Source organism: Flavobacterium labens (genome assembly GCF_048286755.1).
Taxonomy (GTDB): Bacteria; Bacteroidota; Bacteroidia; order Flavobacteriales; family Flavobacteriaceae; genus Flavobacterium.
On sequence record NZ_JBLVPL010000007.1, the window covers coordinates 36,247 to 54,534 of the forward strand.

Below are 18,288 nucleotides of genomic sequence, written 5' to 3' on the forward strand. Positions count from 1 at the left end.
TAATTCCATTTCTATTGCTAATAATTCTATTAATTTGGTAAACTTCAAATTCAAATACATTGAAAAAAAGAAAAGTCGAGTTAGTGGTCATTTCTGATGTACACCTAGGAACTTTTGGCAGCCATGCTAAAGAACTTTATAATTATTTATCTTCTATAAAACCTAAAACGTTAGTCTTGAATGGTGATATTATAGATGTATGGCAATTCCGAAAATCCTATTTTCCAAAAGCGCATTTAAAAGTCATACAAAAAATTATAAGCTTTGCTTCCAAAGGAACAAAGGTTTACTACATCACAGGAAATCATGACGAAATGCTCCGGAAATTTAGCGACATGAATATGGGTAATTTCGCTTTAGTAGACAAGTTAGTTTTAGATCTTGATGACAAAAAAGCGTGGATATTTCATGGTGATGTTTTTGATGCCTCAGTTCAACATTCAAAATGGATAGCTAAACTTGGTGGCTTAGGCTATGACTATTTAATACTTTCAAACCGTTTTGTCAATTGGTGTTTATCCAAAATAGGAAGAGAACCATATTCTTTTTCTAAAAAAATAAAGGCCAGCGTAAAAAAAGCAGTAAAACACATTTCTGATTTTGAGGCAACTGCAACTGAATTAGCCATCGAGAAAAAATATGATTATGTTATTTGTGGACACATTCATGAACCAAAAATGATTCATAAAGAAACCAAAAATGGAACTACCTTATATTTAAATTCTGGAGATTGGGTTGAGAATTTAACAGCATTGGAGTACAACAAAAAACGTTGGAAATTATATAATTATTCCGAAGCAAACTATGTCGAAGAAGAGAACCTTTTTGAAATGGAAGATATTTTAAGTAATCAAATAGTGGCTTCAGCACTTTTTTCGAAACAAAATATCCTGATGTAAAACCAATATAAAATGGTTTCAAAATGCTAAAAAACGTAAATTATATAACTTTTCTATAAAATTTTATAAACTTCATACCCTACTTAATTATACATTTGTACCTATAAAAACTTACTTATGAAAAAAATTATTTTATCGGCAATAATGTTAATTGGATTAGCATTTTCCTCACAAGCACAAGACATTTCAAAAAACGCATTGGGATTACGTTTAGGTGGTAATAATGGTTTTGGTGGAGAACTTTCTTACCAAAGAGCATTAGGAAGCAACAATAGACTTGAACTTGATTTAGGTTGGAGAAACAGAAGTAATTACAACAATAATGGTTATGATGACGATGCAATAAAATTAGCAGCTTTGTACCAATGGGTATGGAACATTGATGGTGGTTTCAACTGGTATGCAGGTGTTGGGGGTGGTGTAGGAAGCTACAGTTATGATAATAATAACGAATCATTTAATGATACTTTTGTATTTGCTGCTGGAGATATTGGTATTGAATACAATTTTGATATTCCATTGTTAATTTCATTAGATTTCAGACCTGAGTTTGGAGGAAATGGATATTACGAAAATAATTACGGTTCTGATATTGCATTAGGTCTTAGATACCAATTCTAATATTTTAGAAAATATATTAAAAACGCCACTAGCAATAGTGGCGTTTTTTTATTTAAAAATAATAGCTTTCTTAGAATTTATTTTGACTACACAAAAAGGATTTGTAAAAGCTTGTGTAACCATACTACCCGGTTCCGGACTAGTTTCTTTAATGGTGATAACAATATTTTTATCGGTTTCAACTACAGTATCTATTCCTATACTATACCCTCCCGATGTTTTTTCTCCCATATTCAAAACTAAAAAATTAGAAGTTTGAACATCATTTGGACTAATTTTATTTTTTAAATTTTCATCGTTCTGCAACATTACAATTTCATTTGGCTCCGAAAGAATCTCAAAAAAACGAATACTTGCACCTCCGTTCGTCTGTTGTGTCAAGACTTCGTATAAAGAATTTTTATCGGAACTTTTTGTAGTTGTTGCACCACAGGAAAATAAAGCCAAAGCCACTAGTGATACTATTATTTTTTTCATTGAAGGATTTTATTGATTAATAGATAAAATTCGAAAGTTTTAAAACATTCTATATTGGAAAAATGTAAAATCTATACATATTTTTTTATGGCTTTTTTATATAATGCTTCATAAAGTGGCAAGATGTTTTTGATGTCAAATTGTTTTGCAACTGACAGCGCATTTTCTTTAAATTTATTAAGAGTAGCGTCATCTTTTAAAATTTTCAAAGCGTTTTGTGCCATTTCATCTGTATTCCCAACATTGCTTAAATATCCGGAAATACCGTCAAAATTCACTTCTGGTAACCCCCCTGAATTACTTGAAATTACGGGAACACTCCAAGCCATTGCCTCCAAAGCTGCAAGTCCAAAACTTTCTGTTTCAGATGGCAACAAGAATAAATCAGTATAACTCAAAATTTTATCAATCTCATTACTGTTTCCAAAAAAGATGACTTTATCCTGAATTCCTAATTCCTGACATAAATATTCCGCTTTTTCTTTTTCAGGACCATCCCCTACCATCATCAATTTAGCAGGAATTTCTTTTTGAATATTATAGAAAATTTTAATTATATCCGGAATTCGTTTTACTTTTCTGAAATTACTGATATGCGTAATAATTCTCTCATTTTTATTAGCCATTACGGAACGATGACAGGCTGTACTGGGATCATTCAGATTTTTATCTAATTCTATAAAATTAGGAATTACCTCAATTTCATTTTTTATATTAAATAATTTATGGGTATCATCTTTCAAACTTTGGGAAACCGAAGTAACAAAATCCGATTTGTTAATGCTAAAAGTTACCGCTGGTTTGTAAAATGGATGATTACCAACTAATGTAATATCAGTTCCGTGAAGTGTCGTCACCATCGGAATATTAATTCCCTCATCTTTCAGCATTTGTTTAGCCATATAACCTGCATAAGCATGAGGAATAGCATAATGCACGTGCAATAATTCGATTTTATAAAGTTTTACCATATCCACTAATTTGCTTGACAAAGCCAATTCGTAAGGTTGATAATGAAATAACGGATATTCAGGTACATTCACTTCGTGGTAATGCACATTTGGGTTTAAAAGAGCCAAACGTACAGGCTGACTATACGTTATAAAATGGATTTCGTGACCACGTCTTGCCAATTCAAGACCTAATTCTGTAGCGACAACACCACTTCCTCCAAAGGTAGGATAACAAACTATTGCAATTTTCATCTATGTATTTTAATGAAACGAAATTACTAAAAATAGGAATGTGTTTTATGGAAATTTAAGTTAAATCCTTTCAAGTTTAAAACTTAATGCGCTGTATCCTTACGGCATTTAAAATAGCCAACAAAGCCACACCAACATCAGCAAAAACAGCTTCCCACATCGTAGCTAATCCTCCTGCTCCCATTACCAATACAATCAATTTAACTGTAAAGGCTAAAAAAATATTTTGCCAAACGATTTCTTTTGTCTTTTTTCCAATATTAATTGCTGTATAAATCTTTGTGGGTTGATCATTTTGAATGACAACATCAGCAGTTTCAATGGTGGCATCACTTCCTAAACCTCCCATTGCGATTCCAACATTTGCCAAAGCAATTACCGGAGCATCATTTACTCCGTCACCAACAAATGCAACAATTAAATTTTGCTTCAATAGAGCTTCTAATTTTTCAACTTTATTTTCAGGTAACAAATTTCCAAAAGCCTGTTCAATATTCAATTGTTTTGCAACAACAGAAACTATTGCTTGATTATCGCCAGAAAGCATAATGGTTGCTACATTTAATTTGTGTAAGCTCTGAATTGCTTCTTTTGCATCTTCTTTAACTTCATCAGCAATAATAAAATAACCCGCATATTTTTGATTGACAGCAACAACTATAATTGTAAATGGAATTGTATCAATTTCAGTATCATAAGCAATATTGTAGTTTTTCATCAACTTAGCATTTCCTACCAAAATCTCGTTTCCATCCACAAACCCTTTTAATCCTAAACCAGCAATTTCCGTTACTTCAGTTACAATGCTATCTTTTGCCTGCTCTTTGGCAAATTCTATAATTGCTGAACCTACTGGATGTGTCGATTTAGTTTCTATTGCGGATGCGTATTTTATCAAATCAGCTTCTGAAATCCCAACAGCTACCACTTTTTGAACTTTAAAAACCCCTTTAGTCAATGTTCCTGTTTTATCAAAAACGACTACTTTAACTGATGCAATTATATCTAAAAATGTAGATCCTTTGAATAAAATTCCGTTTTTACTTGCTGCTCCAATTCCTCCAAAATACCCTAACGGAATAGAAATTACCAATGCGCAAGGGCAAGAGATTACCAAGAAAACTAATGCTCGATATAACCAATCCTTAAAAATATAATTGTCTATAAATACAATTGGCAGTACACAAATTGCTATTGCGAGATAAACCACAATTGGCGTGTAAATTTTAGCAAATTTCCGAATAAACAATTCGGTTGGTGCTTTTTTTGCAGTAGCTTCTTGAACCATTTCCAGAATTTTAGACAATTTACTATCTGTAAATACTGTAGTAACTTCAACTTGAGAAATCGTATTAAGATTAATCATTCCTGCAAGAATTGTTTCTCCTTTTGATTTGGTATCAGGTTTACTTTCGCCTGTTAATGCTGCAGTATTGAAAGTGGCGTAATCCGAAAGCAGTTTTCCATCTAATGCCAATTTTTCACCTGGTTTCAATTCTATGATTTCTCCAATAGTAACTTCTGAAGCTTTTTTGGGAACAATACTAACCCCATCAAGAACATTCGCTACATCCGGTCTTTGATCTAATAATGATTTTATATTCGATTTTGCTCTTTTTACGGCTAACATCTGAAATAATTCACCAATGGCGTAAAATAACATTACTGCAACACCTTCGGCATATTGACCAATTCCAAATGCGCCTAACGTGGCAATTCCCATCAAGAAAAATTCAGAAAAAACAGCTCCTTTGCGAATACTTTCATACGCTTCTTTCAAAACCGGAATACCTACCGGAATATAAGCTATAACATACCAAACAATTCGAATCCAACCATTAAACCAAGATTGAGGAACGTAATTATCAAATAGTATAGCAATTAGTAATACTATAAAACTAATAATGGAAGGAAAAAACATTCTGAAGGTACTTTCATCACCATTAGAATGATCGTGATCTTGCTCATTATGGTTTTCTGACTCACTGTGAGAAGAACAACATCCTGAATCTTGGTCTGATTTATTGTTTTTTTTTTCTTCTAAAGCACAGCAAGATTGTTCATCATCTATAACATGTTTGTGTGTCATTTTAGATAATTTATTTTAATAAAAAAAGAACTAATAACAATCAAAAGTGTTACTATTACTGTAAAGTTAGTTGAATTTAATGTTTTATCTTTTGATATAGCACATAAAATTACCGTTAATAATAACCCGACAATTATTTATTTACAGTTAAATGATTTAGACTTCAATTCTTTATCGTTTTCAAACAATAATCACTGTATTTTAGCTACTTTTTATCCTTTTTAGAACTTTTTTTATTCATCCATTTATTCACTTTATAGCTAAGATAAGCCGAACCGCTACCAATAATTGCCCCTGCAAATACATCACTTGGATAATGAACCCCTAAATGCATTCGAGAATATCCCACTGCGCCAGCCCACACAAAAGACGGTGCAATAACATACCATTTGGGATAAGCTAAACTCAGTGATGTTGCTGTTGCAAAAGCTAAAGAAGTATGTCCCGAAGGAAATGATTTTCCCAAAGATGATGCAGCTTGATCAATATCAGGATAGGTCTCAAATGGTCTGTTCCTTTTTATAGTATGTTTCAATGCAGTGGTAATAAATGCATTTACTAAGAATGTTTCTCCTATAAAAATTGCTTGTTTCTTGATGGCACTATCTTTCTTTATTAAAGCAAACGAATATAAAATAATGGGAGTTGCAACACTTATTGGAACAGCACTATTCGTTACTAATTTAAAAGTAGGATCTAAATTCTTATTCCTATCAACATTGATATCTCGTAGAATATTAATATCAATATTTTGAGCATTTACAAAAGTCGTGCAAAAAAGCAATACAATTAAACTGACTTTTGTAAAAACGGTATTCCTATTTTTCATCAAACTATTTTTATCTCAAATATACTATAATACAGCTACAATTTGTAACTAAATATTTCTTATAAAAGTATTGAAAACGTTTTTAATAGAAATAGTCCAAATGAAATTGTTAAAAATTTCATTTGGACTATTTCTGTTATTACTTCAAAATTAGGTTAGTGCATTATAGCTTCATAAATCACCTTTTGAATATCTTCTCGAATGTTTTCTTTAGATAATCTATTCTCACCAGCAATAGGAAAAGTTCTATTGGATAAAAATACATAGACAATTTGCGTTTCAGGATCAGCCCAAGCCATCGTTCCTGTATAACCGGTATGACCAAAACTGGTCATCGAAGCACAACCACACGTAGGTCCTTCTGCACCCAACTGTGGTTTATCAAAACCTACACCTCTCCTATTTCCTGCCGCACAAAAATAACACGTATTAAAATCATCAAATGTCTTTTCAGAAAAATACTGCTGATTGCCATAATTTCCTTTTTGCAGATAAAGCTCCATTATTTTAGCCACATCCATAGCATTCGAAAAAACACCGGCGTGACCCGAAACTCCGCCTTCTAAAGCTGCTGATAAATCATTGACAAACCCTTGCAAAAGTTGATGACGGAAATAGGTATCAGTTTCTGTCGGAGGAATTCTGTTTTTATCAAATTTTCCTAACGGATTGAAACTTGAATTATTCATTCCAAGAGAACGATAGAAATTCTCTTGAATTAAAACATCTAATGTTTTACCTGTTGTTTTTTCTAAATAATCCTTCAGAATCATAAAGGTAAGATCGCTGTACTTGTATTCTTTTTTCAATGAGAGCTTACTCTTGACAATCATTTTCATAATGGTGTCACTAAAATCATTTCGGATAAAAAGACTATCTGTCATTCGTTTAGAAAACTGTTCTTCGGATGTTTTTCTAAAATAAACTTCCGAAGGAAATTTTGATTTATCTATTGTCGCTTTATAAAATGGAATTCCTGCAGCAAGTCCTGCGTAATGAGACAATAAATCCTTAAAATTAATATTCGCTTTATTGGAATCTTTAAAAATGGGAGACATTGTTCCTAATGTAGTTTCCAAATTTATTTTTTGCTTATCGTATTGCAACATTACATTGGGCAATGTAGCCAGAATTTTTGTCAACGAAGCAACATCATAAATATCTGAATCTTGAACTTTAATAGTTTTATCATACGTATGGTGTCCAAATGATTTTTGATAAATAACTTTTCCTTTTCTAGCAACTAAAACCTGAATTCCCGGCGTCATTTTACCATTAATCGCTTTATTAGCAATGCCGTCAATTTTTGATAAAATTTCAGCATTCATTCCCACATTTTCGGGAGTAGTAAATCCCAAACGATTTAACTTTTCAGTTGCTAAACCATCATTTACCTTAAAATTATTATTAATAGAAACTGGTAATTTTCCTTTGGCTTCTATAGCTCCAAAAATAAGTTCTGCCGATACTATTTGTGCAATCGTACTGTTTTGATAGGAAACAAGTAATCCTTCAATATCATCAAAATTTGTAATAGGTAATAACGAATATGGTTTAGCAAAAACATCTAGAATTACATTATTATTTTTAGCTAAAAAATTGATTTTAAATAATTCATTAGATTTAAAATCGTCGTTTCTAAAAGCTACATCTGATTTGTGATATCCAATGATTACTGTTGTAAACGGTTGCAATTTCATTTGCAAACTATCCAGATTAGTATCTGCAACTACAGTGACTTCAGCGTATTTTTTTAGAGTTGAAACAAAAGCATCATTGTTGTCATCGCCTATTTTTACATAGGCAATTTTTTGTTTGTCCAAATTTTTAATTGGTAAAACAGCAGTTGTATTTTTTAAAACAGTAATTGCATTTTCATACAGCTCATATTGTAAAGCATCGTTTTCAGATGTATTTAAATCGTTGTATAAACTTTCCGTTACAATCGGTTTGTAACTATTCAAACCTGATTTGTACTTAAACTTTAGAATTTTCTTTACAGAAAAAGCCAATCTTTCTTCAGAAAATAAATTAGCCGAATAGGCAAGCTTAAATTTTTCAATTGCTGATGGAACATCTTGGGGAAATAAAAGTACATCGTTTCCAGCCATAAAAGCTTCAAAATTAATTTCGCTTGGTAATTTAAAGTTACTTACGCTCTTCATATTCAAAGCATCGGTAAAAATAAGCCCCTTGAATCCCAATTCTTTTTGAAGAATATCCGTTACCACATTATAGGAAATCGAAGAAGGAAAATTGGGCCTTGATTCTAAACTGGGAACGTTTAAATGTGCCACCATAACAGACGAAAGTCCTTCATGAAACATTTTTTTATAAGGATAAAACTCAACGTCCATTAATCTTTCTTTAGAAAAATTAATAGTTGGTAATCCTTTATGAGAATCTGTTTCAGAATCGCCATGACCCGGAAAATGCTTTCCTGTGGAAAATATTCCTTGGCTCTGAACACCTTTCATTATTGCAATGGCACGTTCAGTAACTTTGAATTTATCTTCGCCAAAAGAGCGAAAACCTATAATGGGATTTCTGGGATTTGTATTGATGTCTAGAACTGGAGCAAAGTTAAATTGCAATCCCAATCGCTTGCTTTGTTCCCCCATTTGAGCACCAACTTTCTCCAATAATTTCATGTCTTGGATGGCTCCAAGTGTCATATTCCAAGGATATCGATAGGTAGAATCTAATCGCATACCCAAACCCCATTCGGCATCACTACCAATAAACAATGGTTTTTTTGACTTCGATTGAAAACGGTTGGTTAATTTAGCTTGACGAATAGGACCACCTTGAAAGAAAATTAATCCGCCTATTTTACTTTCCTGAATCAGTTTATCAATAGCGTTGAAGTGAACAGTATCTCTATTAGAATAAGCGGCAACCATAAATAATTGCCCAAATTTTTCCTCTAAAGTCATAGCACTGTAAACACTATCAACCCATTTATTTCCTTGAGGAGATAATTCAAAAAGTGTGGGGATATTACTCGATTTTATACTGTCCAAATTTTCTATTTTGGACGGAACGTTGGTTAAAATTACTTTATTCTTATTAATTTTTGTCCCAACACAACTTGAAGCTACAAAGAAAATTAAGACATAAAATAAAACAATTTTGACGCCTATTTTTCTCATTGAACTGTTTTGTTTAAAAAAAGCGACTATGCCAGCTATCAATGGCAGGAACTTCCCAGGATTCATTGTATTCTTCTATATTATTAACTAAATTATTGAAAACTATAGTATTTTCAGTAACAGCTTTATCTTTCACCATTTTCTTGAAATCAATCAAAGGCTTGTGGGCAATATGTTCTCCAAGTTTGAAAGTAACATTCATTTTGTCCAATAAATCAACGGTGTATTTTTGTTCTAAACTTTGAATAAATTCTACAGATGAATCGATAGAACAACCTGTTGCTGCTTGTACATCCTGATTTACGGCGATAATAATAAAGCGATTGTATTTTAATTGATACGATGACTCTAAACTCGTACCGTGTGCAGCCCAACCTTCAAGAAAGGATTGCAAGGCTGTTTCTATTTCAGAAAATTCGGCATCCGAAAATTTTCTGTTTGATTGATAAATCCAGATCTTAGATTCTTCGGGTAAATTTTCAAATGGAACGTACATGTCAATTATGAATTATGAGTTATGAATTTTTAATTTTAATTGATTTACAAATCTTGTGCATTAGCAATCAATTCAGCAATATCCATAACTTTTACTTCGCCTTCCTTTTCTTTGTTTTTAATACCATCAGTCATCATAGTATTACAAAAAGGACAACCCGCAGCAATTATTTCTGGTTTAGTTTCTAATGCATCTTCAGTTCTTTCAACGTTGACTTCTTTATTTCCTGGCTCAGCATCTTTAAACATCTGGGCACCACCGGCACCACAGCATAAACCGTTAGCTTTAGAACGTTTCATTTCAACTAATTCAGCATCCAATTTAAGAATCAAATCTCTTGGTGCTTCATAAACATTATTAGCTCTTCCTAAATAGCAAGGATCGTGAAAAGTAATTCGCTTTCCCTTGAATTGCCCACCTTCAATAGTCAGTCTTCCATCATCTAATAGTGATTTCAAAAATTCTGTGTGGTGAACTACTTCATATTTTCCGCCTAATTCCGGATATTCATTTTTTAAAGTATTGAAACAATGCGGGCAAGCGGTAACTATTTTTTTTGCTTCGTAAGCATTCAAAACCTCAATATTCATCATGGCTTGCATCTGAAACAAAAACTCATTTCCGGCTCTTTTTGCAGGATCTCCAGTACAACTTTCTTCAGTACCTAAAACGGCAAAAGAAACATTTGCACGATTTAAAATTCGAACAAACGCTTTAGTTATTTTCTTTGCTCTATCATCAAAACTTCCAGCACAACCTACCCAGAATAAAACTTCTGGTTGTTTTCCTTGGGCTAACATTTCGGCCATAGTTGGCACAATTAAATTCTCTGACATACTATTTTGTTGATTCGGTTATTTGCTTATTTACTTAATCACAAATTCTTAATTTATAAATCGGTTATTCGTTAAACAAATAACAAATTAAACGATTTAACGACTATTCATTTTTCCAATTCAATCGATCTTGCTGATTGTATTGCCATGGGGCACCGTTATTCTCTATATTAGTCATCATTGCATTAATTGGCATTGGTGCAGCGCTTTGCTCCATTACTAAATAACGTCTCATATCCATGATAATTGAAAGCGGACTAATATTTACGGGACATTCCTCTACACATGCATTACAAGAAGTACAAGCCCAAAGTTCTTCTGGTGTAATGTAGTCGTTCAATAATGTTTTATTATCCGGAATAAAAACACCTTTATTGGCATCAATATTTCTTCCTACTTCTTCCAATCGATCTCTTGTATCCATCATGATTTTACGTGGAGACAATTTTTTTCCAGTTATATTCGCAGGACAAGATGAAGTACAACGACCACATTCTGTACAGGTATAAGCATTCAATAATTGAACCCAATTTAAATCCTGAACATCACTTGCACCAAATTTACTTGGAACCGCATTTTCATCCACTGGAGCTGCTGCAAAAGGATCAGCATTAGGATCCATCATTAACTTCACTTCTTTAGTAACTGATTCTAAATTATCAAATTGACCTTGAAGATTTAGATTCGCAAAATACGTATTGGGGAATGCCAACAGAATGTGTAAATGCTTAGAAAAATAAAGGTAGTTCATGAAAATCAAAATTCCGGTAATATGCAACCACCAAAATATTTCAGAAAGAAGCATTACTAATTCATTTGACATTCCATTAAATAATGGTTCAATAAATTGACTTATTGGAAATGAACCAGCTTTAATAAAGTGAGAAAAACCTCCAGGGACATTCTGTAAATGCAAATCAGATGCATTCATTAATAAAAACAATGTCATTAGAACTAACTCAAAATATAAGATATAGTTCGCGTCACTTTTAGGCCAGCCTTTTAGATCTGAGCTCACAAATCTCTTTAGTTTGATTGCGTTTCTTCTACTCCAAAAAGCAAAAACAGCAACCAAAACTAAAAGGGCCAAAATTTCGAAAGAAGCGATCAACACATCATAAGTTGTTCCTAAAAAAGCAAAAACACGATGCGTACCAAAGAGCCCGTCTATAATGATTTCTAATAATTCTATGTTTATAATTACAAAACCTACATAAACTATAATATGCAATACTCCCGCAATAGGCCTTTTCACCATTTTAGATTGACCCAGAGCAATCATGGCCATATTAGTCCAACGCGCTTTCGGATTATCTGAACGATTTACATCAGTTCCAAGATTAATATTCCGTCTAATTTTTTTTACACTGTTGAAAAAATATCCAAAACCAATTACCAAAAGAATGGCAAATAAAATATTATCTAAATAGCTCATAATTACTAATTTTTTACATTAGGTACAGAATCGTTCGTAGGACCAACATAAGGTTTATTTTTCTTTCCAAAAACTGATATATTAACATATCTTGTTGGATAGAGTCTGATGTCCTGCAATAGTAATTCTAATTCTTTTGTAGAACTTTTAATGTTTTGGTAAAAAGCTTCATCATTTAATAATTTACCCATAGAACCTTTACCTGATTCTAAATTGCTCATGATACCATCGACTCTTGCTAAAGTAGCATTAAGATTTTTAACCGTTTTTCCTAAATCAGCTTTATTCAAGGAATCAGATATTTTAGAAAAATTTCCGGACATTTTATTAAAGTTGGTAACAACTCCGTTTATTTGAGTTTTGTTCGCATCTAATAAAGTATTAACGCTTAAAGAAACTTTATGAAATTGTTCAATTGTCTTACTCAATTCCGCTAAGGTAAGTTTTAAATCCTGCTGTCCTTTTTGGTCCAAAACATTATTTAACCCTGAAATTAATTTTTCAGTACTTCCCAATAACTTTTCTAATTTTTCTTGAAGTGGTGCTAATTGATCTCCAACTTTATCAGTCAGACCAAGTTTTACTCCGCCTTGCAATTTTTGACCATCAACAGCTAATGTTTTATCATCAAAATTAGGAATAATTGCAATCTGCTTTCCTCCAATAAATCCAGGCTCATAAATAGAAGCTGTACTCGATTTAGAAATTGGGAAATCAGTTTTTAATTGTAATTCAACTAATAATACACCCGTATTTTCATCAATTGTTATACTGCTGACTTTACCAATAACTAATCCGTTTAACGTAACAGGCGCAGATGTCGCTAAACCTTCTACACTTTTATATTCTACATAAAATGTTTTATAATTGGTAAAAAGATCTCTTCCTTTCAAAAAACTGTAGCCCCAGATAAATAATAATATAGATGCAATTACTAGAATAGCAGTTTTAATTTCTCGTGTTATTTTCAAAATTTAAGTATTTTTTACAAATTTAATATAAAATATTTGACTTGTTGTAATTATTTAAGCGCTTCTTGAATACTAATATTCTTTCCATCTTTAATTGCTATTATATACGCTGAAGTATAGCCTTTGGATTTTACAACTTTCAAATCCTCTTTTGCAGTCTTATAATCTGATGTTAAGCCATATGCATACTTATATAAAGGCCCATTGCTTGTAGTCATCGAAACATTTTTTAATCCTTTAAAATTTGACGGATTTAATTTAATATTTTTATTTCCTGCTGCAAATTGAACTTTAAAAACCACATCAGAATTTTGTGTTTTCGACTCTTGCTTTTGTGAAACTTGTTTTTCTATAATTCGTTTTGATTTAGTACTCTTTGAAGAATCTTTCTCTTCATTTTTGACTACTTTTTTAGATGGAAGTTCTTCATAATCATCATTAGATTGCGTTCCAAAATATTCTTTCTTATAAGCAATAATAGCTGATGCAATAGCTTCTGCCATATTATTTTGTCCTTCTTCTGAATTTAAATAATGTCCTTCTTCGCTATTTGATAAAAAACCCAATTCAATTAATACACTTGGCATATAAGCCGCATCCAAAACCCATAAAGGTGTCTGTTTTATCCCTCTTGATTTTCGATGCAATTTATTTTTAAAATTACTCTCAATTTTTGAAGCTAGATTTATACTTCTATCTAAATAATCTTCTTGCAGAATTTTTAATCCAATCAATGTTTCAGGATTCTTGGGATCAAAACCTTTGTAGGTTTGCTTATAATCTTTCTCCAATAATATCACTGAATTTTCTTGTTTAGCAATTTCTAAATTACCTTTGCTTCTTGCCAAACCCATTACAAAAGTCTCTGTACCAAAGGGAATTGGATTATCAACTGAATTACAATGTATAGAAACAAATAAATTAGCATCGATACTATTTGCTTTTTTTGGTCTATCCTTTAATTCTATGAAAACATCTGATTTTCGTGTATAAACAACTTGAATATTATTATCTCTTTTGAGGTATTTTTCTAATTTCAAAGTCGTTTTAAGCGCAATTTCTTTTTCAACAAAGCCATGATAGGAATTTCCTGGATCTTTCCCTCCGTGACCCGCATCTAAAATAACAGTAAACTTTTGATTGGATTGAGAAAACGTATTTGAGTAGAAAAATAGAAATAGAGCTAAAATTGTGGTTTTGAATCCTACAGTTATTTTCAAAATGTGTATGTTTTTTTTTTACTAATTTAATATAAAAAAGATAAGCTATTATTTAATTACGTCTTGAATATTAACTTTCTCTCCGTTTTTAAATGCAATCAAAAATGCGGAATCATATCCTTTTTCTTTTGCCTCGCTTAATTGCTTTTTTGCTTCATCATAATCCGAAGTTTCTCCATACATATATTTGTAAACCCTGTTTTCATAGGCTACAGAAATATTTTTAAGTCCATTAAAATTTCTTGGAACTAAATCTAATCTTTTACTACTAGCTGAAAGCTGCACCTTAAAAATAGGCTTAGTATTATCAACCGTTTTTTTGACTTGTGATGATTCTGCTGCGGCTTGCGGAATCATTTTCGGTTTCGCAGGAACAACCGTATCTCTTATAGGTTTTTCATTAATTTTTTGCGAAGGCAATTCTTCAAAAATTTCAGTTTCACCATTTCCAAAATATTCTTTCTTATAACTGATAATTGCATCAGCGATAGCTCTGGCAATTTCATTTTGACCGTCTTCAGAATTTAATGTATTTCCTTCAATAGAATTCGAGATAAATCCCATTTCTATCAATACTCTAGGCATGTAAGCTTTGTGAAGCACCATGAAAGGAGCCTGTTTTACTCCTCCTCCTCTTATTTTTTTTCCTAAATCTGCAAAAGAATCTTCTACCTTACTTGCTAATGAAATACTATTGTCCAAATATTCCTCCTGCATCAAGGTCATTCCTATCATGGTCTCCGGAGAGTTAGGGTCAAATCCTTCGTATTTTTGTTTGTAATCTTTCTCTAATGTTATTACAGAGTTCTCTTTTTTAGCAGCCTCAAGATTTGACGCTACTTTACTCAAACCCATTACATATGTCTCAGTTCCATCTGCGGCCGTATTTCTATTAGCATTACAATGAATCGAAACAAAAATATTAGCGTTAAATCTATTGGCAATATTGGCTCTTTCAATTAAATCAATAAACACATCTGTTTTTCGGGTATAATTGACATTAATCTGTGGTGTAGTTTCTAATATTTTTCCAACTTTCAAAACTACTGCCAAAGCAATGTTTTTTTCTACACGTCCTTCATAAACAGCTCCAAAATCATGTGCTCCATGACCTGCATCTAAAGTCACCTTGAAAACATTAGACTGACTGAAGCTCGATAAAGAAATTATCGTCAAAATAAAAGTTAATATTATTTTTATTTTATATATAATACGCATAAATCCAAAAGTTAATTTAATTAAAACACTACCGTCATAAAATTTTTTATTTGGCTATTTTTGACAAAAAATAATATGTAAGTTTGACATGTCAAAAAACAGGCCATAATTTTACAAAAATAGCATTTAAACCTTTGCATACAAACTTATTTAATATCGTTTTATTATCAATTTTCCTGTCATTAGGGTCTGGTAAATTATATTCTCAAGATATAACAAAAAAAAAGACAGCTATATCCGCAAACAAACAAGCTGACACGACCAATTTAGATACTAATAAAAAGAACAGACCTATTATAACGGTTACAAAAGAAACCGATTCCATAAAAAAAGACAGTGTAAAGCCTAAAAAAGCATTTCTTGATGGAAAAGTGAGATACAAGGCGGATCAATATGCTAAAATTGACCAAAAGAAAAAGCTGATTACCTTATATGATAAAGCGGAATTATACTATCAAGATGTCGAATTGAAATCTGGAATAATCGTTATGGATTATGAAAAAAATGAAGTCTATGCCGGACGTATCAAAGATTCAACAGGTGCTTATACTCAATACCCAAACTTCAAACAAGGCGCAAATGTAGTAGAACCAGATTCTATCCGTTTTAATTTTAAAACAAAAAAAGCCTTAATCTGGAATTCCAGATCAGATCAAGGAGAATTCAAAATTAAAGCTGCTATAACAAAAAAAGAAAATGATTCTGTCTATTTTTTAAAAGGAGCTCGTTTTACCACTTCAAAAGATGTTGATAATCCTGAATATTATTTCCAAACGAATAAAGTGAAATTTATTCCGGGTAAAAAAGTAGTTACCGGATTGACTAATATGGTTATTGCAAATGTTCCTACTCCTATAGCTTTACCTTTTGCTTTTTTTCCAATGAGCAAAGAAACCAGTATTTCAGGATTGATTTTGCCCAGCTATAACGATTCTAATAACAGGGGATTTTCGCTTCAAAATTTAGGATACTACTTTGCCCTTAGCGACAATTATGATTTAACCGTGTTGGGAGATTATTATACTAATGGAAGTTATGGGTTGCGTTTTGAATCCAGTTATGCCAAAAGATATAATTATAGAGGAAACTTAAACATTAGATTTGAAAATTTAATTACTAGCGAAAGAGGCTATCCGGATTATTTGAAACAAAACATTTACAACATTCAATGGTCTCATTCCAAAGACTCTAAATCAAATCCTAACTCCAGTTTTTCAGCATCTGTGAATCTTGGTAGCAGTAAATATTTTAAGCAATCCATAAATCAAGTCAATATTGGGTCGAATCTTAATAACACTTTAAGCTCTTCGATATCGTATTCAAAAACATTTACTTCAGTTCCGCAAGTTAGAATGTCGTTAACAGCAACACATTCACAAAACACTCAAACAGAAGAAATTAATATGACTTTACCAACACTTCAATTAAGTGTGGACAGGATTTATCCTTTTGTAGGCAAAGATGGAGTCAAAAAAGGTTTTTTCAAAAACATCAATTTACAATATAATTTAAACGGTAGAAACAGTATTGTAACAACTGATTCTTTATTCTTTAAACCGCAAATGTTCAGAGATGCAAAAGTTGGTTTTCAACATAGTATTCCATTAAGTACCAATTTTAAATTATTCAAATATTTCAGTGCTTCTACTTCCATGAACTATGAAGAAATTTGGTATACCAAAACAATTGAAAGAAGTTATGATGTTGACCAAAGCAAAGTTGTTGATAAAACAATAAATGGATTTGATGCTTTCAGAACTTACTCCTTTTCATCTAGTGTAGGAACTACAATATATGGAACATTTAATTTTGGTAAAGACAAAAAAATCAAATCCATAAGACACGTCATGAGACCATCTGTTTCGTATGGCTACACTCCTAGTTTTGAAAAATATTATGATACTTATGCTTCTGATGCAACCGGAACCATGACAAAGCAATATTCAAGATTTGAAAATGGAATTTTTGGTGCTCCAGGATTAAATAATTCCAACACGTTAGGTTTTGATTTGAGCAATACTTTTGAAGCAAAAGTTACAGACAAAGACAGTACTAAGGTCGAGCCTAAAAAAATAATGCTTCTTAACAACTTAAACCTTTCCACTAGTTATAATCTTGATGCCGATGGTGTAACTTCTCTAGCTTTTTCACCAATACGAGTTAGCGGTGGTACTACATTATTAGATAACAAAATGAATGTCAATTTTGGAGCAACATTAGATCCTTATGCCATTGACAATTCTGGAAACCGAATTAATGTGTTTAATATTGATAATGGCGGAAGTCTTTTTAGAATGACCAGTTCTAATATGACCTTAAATTATTCTATTTCGAGCCAAGGAAAAGACAAAACAGACAAGGAGAAGAACACCCAGAGTCAGAGAAATGGTGGTCGTGAAGATGATCTATTTGGAACAAATACTGATTTGGGCGACAGCCGAAGAAGTCAATTTGAAGAAGAGGAAGGAGATGAAGGCGAAGATAAAATCTCGGAATTTTTCAATTCAAAGTTACCTTGGGACATGACATTTGCCTACTCTTTGACTTACGGAAATAACAATAGAGAAAATAAAATCATTGGGAATTCGATAATGATTTCAGCTAATGCTGATATAACACCAAAATGGAAAGCTGGAGTATCTACAGGTTATGATTTTGTACAAAAAGGAGTTACTTTCACACAGCTTCGTTTTGAGAGGGATTTATTGAGCTGGAGAATGGATTTTAACTGGTCTCCATTTGGAACAAATGCAAATTGGGGTTTCTTTATCGGGATAAAATCTGGTGTTCTTAGTGATATCAAATGGGACAAGCGAAGTACCATAAACCGATAATTGATT

General features: G+C 32.0%; 14 protein-coding genes. 3 read left to right on the forward strand and 11 right to left on the reverse strand.

Annotated elements, in window-relative coordinates; genetic code table 11:
• Nucleotides 1-59: 59 nt before the first annotated feature.
• Entirely contained in the window at nucleotides 60-899 is an 840-nt protein-coding gene (locus ACNQF8_RS13520; RefSeq protein WP_417952113.1) for a UDP-2,3-diacylglucosamine diphosphatase, read from the forward strand.
• Between the two features lie 117 nt (nucleotides 900-1,016).
• Nucleotides 1,017-1,520, forward strand: a complete 504-nt coding sequence (locus ACNQF8_RS13525) for a hypothetical protein (protein WP_417952114.1) — start codon at nucleotides 1,017-1,019, stop codon at nucleotides 1,518-1,520.
• A gap of 48 nt (nucleotides 1,521-1,568) precedes the next feature.
• Here ACNQF8_RS13525 and ACNQF8_RS13530 read toward each other — a convergent pair whose 3' ends face one another.
• The 11 genes from ACNQF8_RS13530 to ACNQF8_RS13580 form a co-directional block, all read right to left on the reverse strand.
• Nucleotides 1,569-1,997, reverse strand: coding sequence for a protease complex subunit PrcB family protein (locus ACNQF8_RS13530; protein ID WP_417953779.1), 429 nt, complete (start codon nucleotides 1,995-1,997; stop codon nucleotides 1,569-1,571).
• Nucleotides 1,998-2,068: 71 nt separating this feature from the next.
• Nucleotides 2,069-3,202, reverse strand: a complete 1,134-nt coding sequence (bshA, locus tag ACNQF8_RS13535) for an N-acetyl-alpha-D-glucosaminyl L-malate synthase BshA (RefSeq protein ID WP_417953778.1) — start codon at nucleotides 3,200-3,202, stop codon at nucleotides 2,069-2,071.
• Nucleotides 3,203-3,278: 76 nt separating this feature from the next.
• Nucleotides 3,279-5,291: a heavy metal translocating P-type ATPase gene (locus tag ACNQF8_RS13540; RefSeq protein WP_417953777.1), complete on the reverse strand. Its 2,013-nt coding sequence runs from the start codon at nucleotides 5,289-5,291 to the stop codon at nucleotides 3,279-3,281.
• Between the two features lie 205 nt (nucleotides 5,292-5,496).
• Nucleotides 5,497-6,120 carry a phosphatase PAP2 family protein gene (locus ACNQF8_RS13545; RefSeq protein WP_417952118.1) on the reverse strand — a complete coding sequence of 208 codons (624 nt, stop codon included), beginning with the start codon at nucleotides 6,118-6,120 and terminating at the stop codon, nucleotides 5,497-5,499.
• Between the two features lie 155 nt (nucleotides 6,121-6,275).
• The gene (locus tag ACNQF8_RS13550; protein WP_417953776.1) at nucleotides 6,276-9,272 is read right to left on the reverse strand and encodes a glycoside hydrolase family 3 N-terminal domain-containing protein; all 2,997 of its coding nucleotides are present in this window, start codon (nucleotides 9,270-9,272) and stop codon (nucleotides 6,276-6,278) included.
• A 13-nt stretch (nucleotides 9,273-9,285) separates the two neighbouring features.
• Nucleotides 9,286-9,768 (reverse strand): ABC transporter ATPase, encoded by a 483-nt coding sequence (locus ACNQF8_RS13555; RefSeq protein ID WP_131915911.1) that lies wholly within the window; start codon nucleotides 9,766-9,768, stop codon nucleotides 9,286-9,288.
• A gap of 44 nt (nucleotides 9,769-9,812) precedes the next feature.
• Nucleotides 9,813-10,604 (reverse strand): (Fe-S)-binding protein, encoded by a 792-nt coding sequence (locus ACNQF8_RS13560; RefSeq protein ID WP_114755209.1) that lies wholly within the window; start codon nucleotides 10,602-10,604, stop codon nucleotides 9,813-9,815.
• 103 nt (nucleotides 10,605-10,707) lie between these two features.
• Nucleotides 10,708-12,039: a 4Fe-4S dicluster domain-containing protein gene (locus ACNQF8_RS13565; RefSeq protein ID WP_417952120.1), complete on the reverse strand. Its 1,332-nt coding sequence runs from the start codon at nucleotides 12,037-12,039 to the stop codon at nucleotides 10,708-10,710.
• A 5-nt stretch (nucleotides 12,040-12,044) separates the two neighbouring features.
• On the reverse strand, nucleotides 12,045-13,010 hold the full coding sequence (locus tag ACNQF8_RS13570) for an MlaD family protein (protein ID WP_417952121.1): 966 nt from the start codon (nucleotides 13,008-13,010) through the stop codon (nucleotides 12,045-12,047).
• A 50-nt stretch (nucleotides 13,011-13,060) separates the two neighbouring features.
• Nucleotides 13,061-14,230, reverse strand: coding sequence for an N-acetylmuramoyl-L-alanine amidase family protein (locus tag ACNQF8_RS13575; RefSeq protein ID WP_417953775.1), 1,170 nt, complete (start codon nucleotides 14,228-14,230; stop codon nucleotides 13,061-13,063).
• Between the two features lie 48 nt (nucleotides 14,231-14,278).
• Complete coding sequence (locus tag ACNQF8_RS13580; RefSeq protein ID WP_417952123.1) at nucleotides 14,279-15,448, reverse strand: N-acetylmuramoyl-L-alanine amidase family protein; 1,170 nt, start codon at nucleotides 15,446-15,448, stop codon at nucleotides 14,279-14,281.
• 83 nt (nucleotides 15,449-15,531) lie between these two features.
• Between ACNQF8_RS13580 and ACNQF8_RS13585 the strand changes: the two genes are divergently transcribed.
• Nucleotides 15,532-18,282, forward strand: coding sequence for a putative LPS assembly protein LptD (locus tag ACNQF8_RS13585; protein WP_417952124.1), 2,751 nt, complete (start codon nucleotides 15,532-15,534; stop codon nucleotides 18,280-18,282).
• Nucleotides 18,283-18,288: the final 6 nt, after the last annotated feature.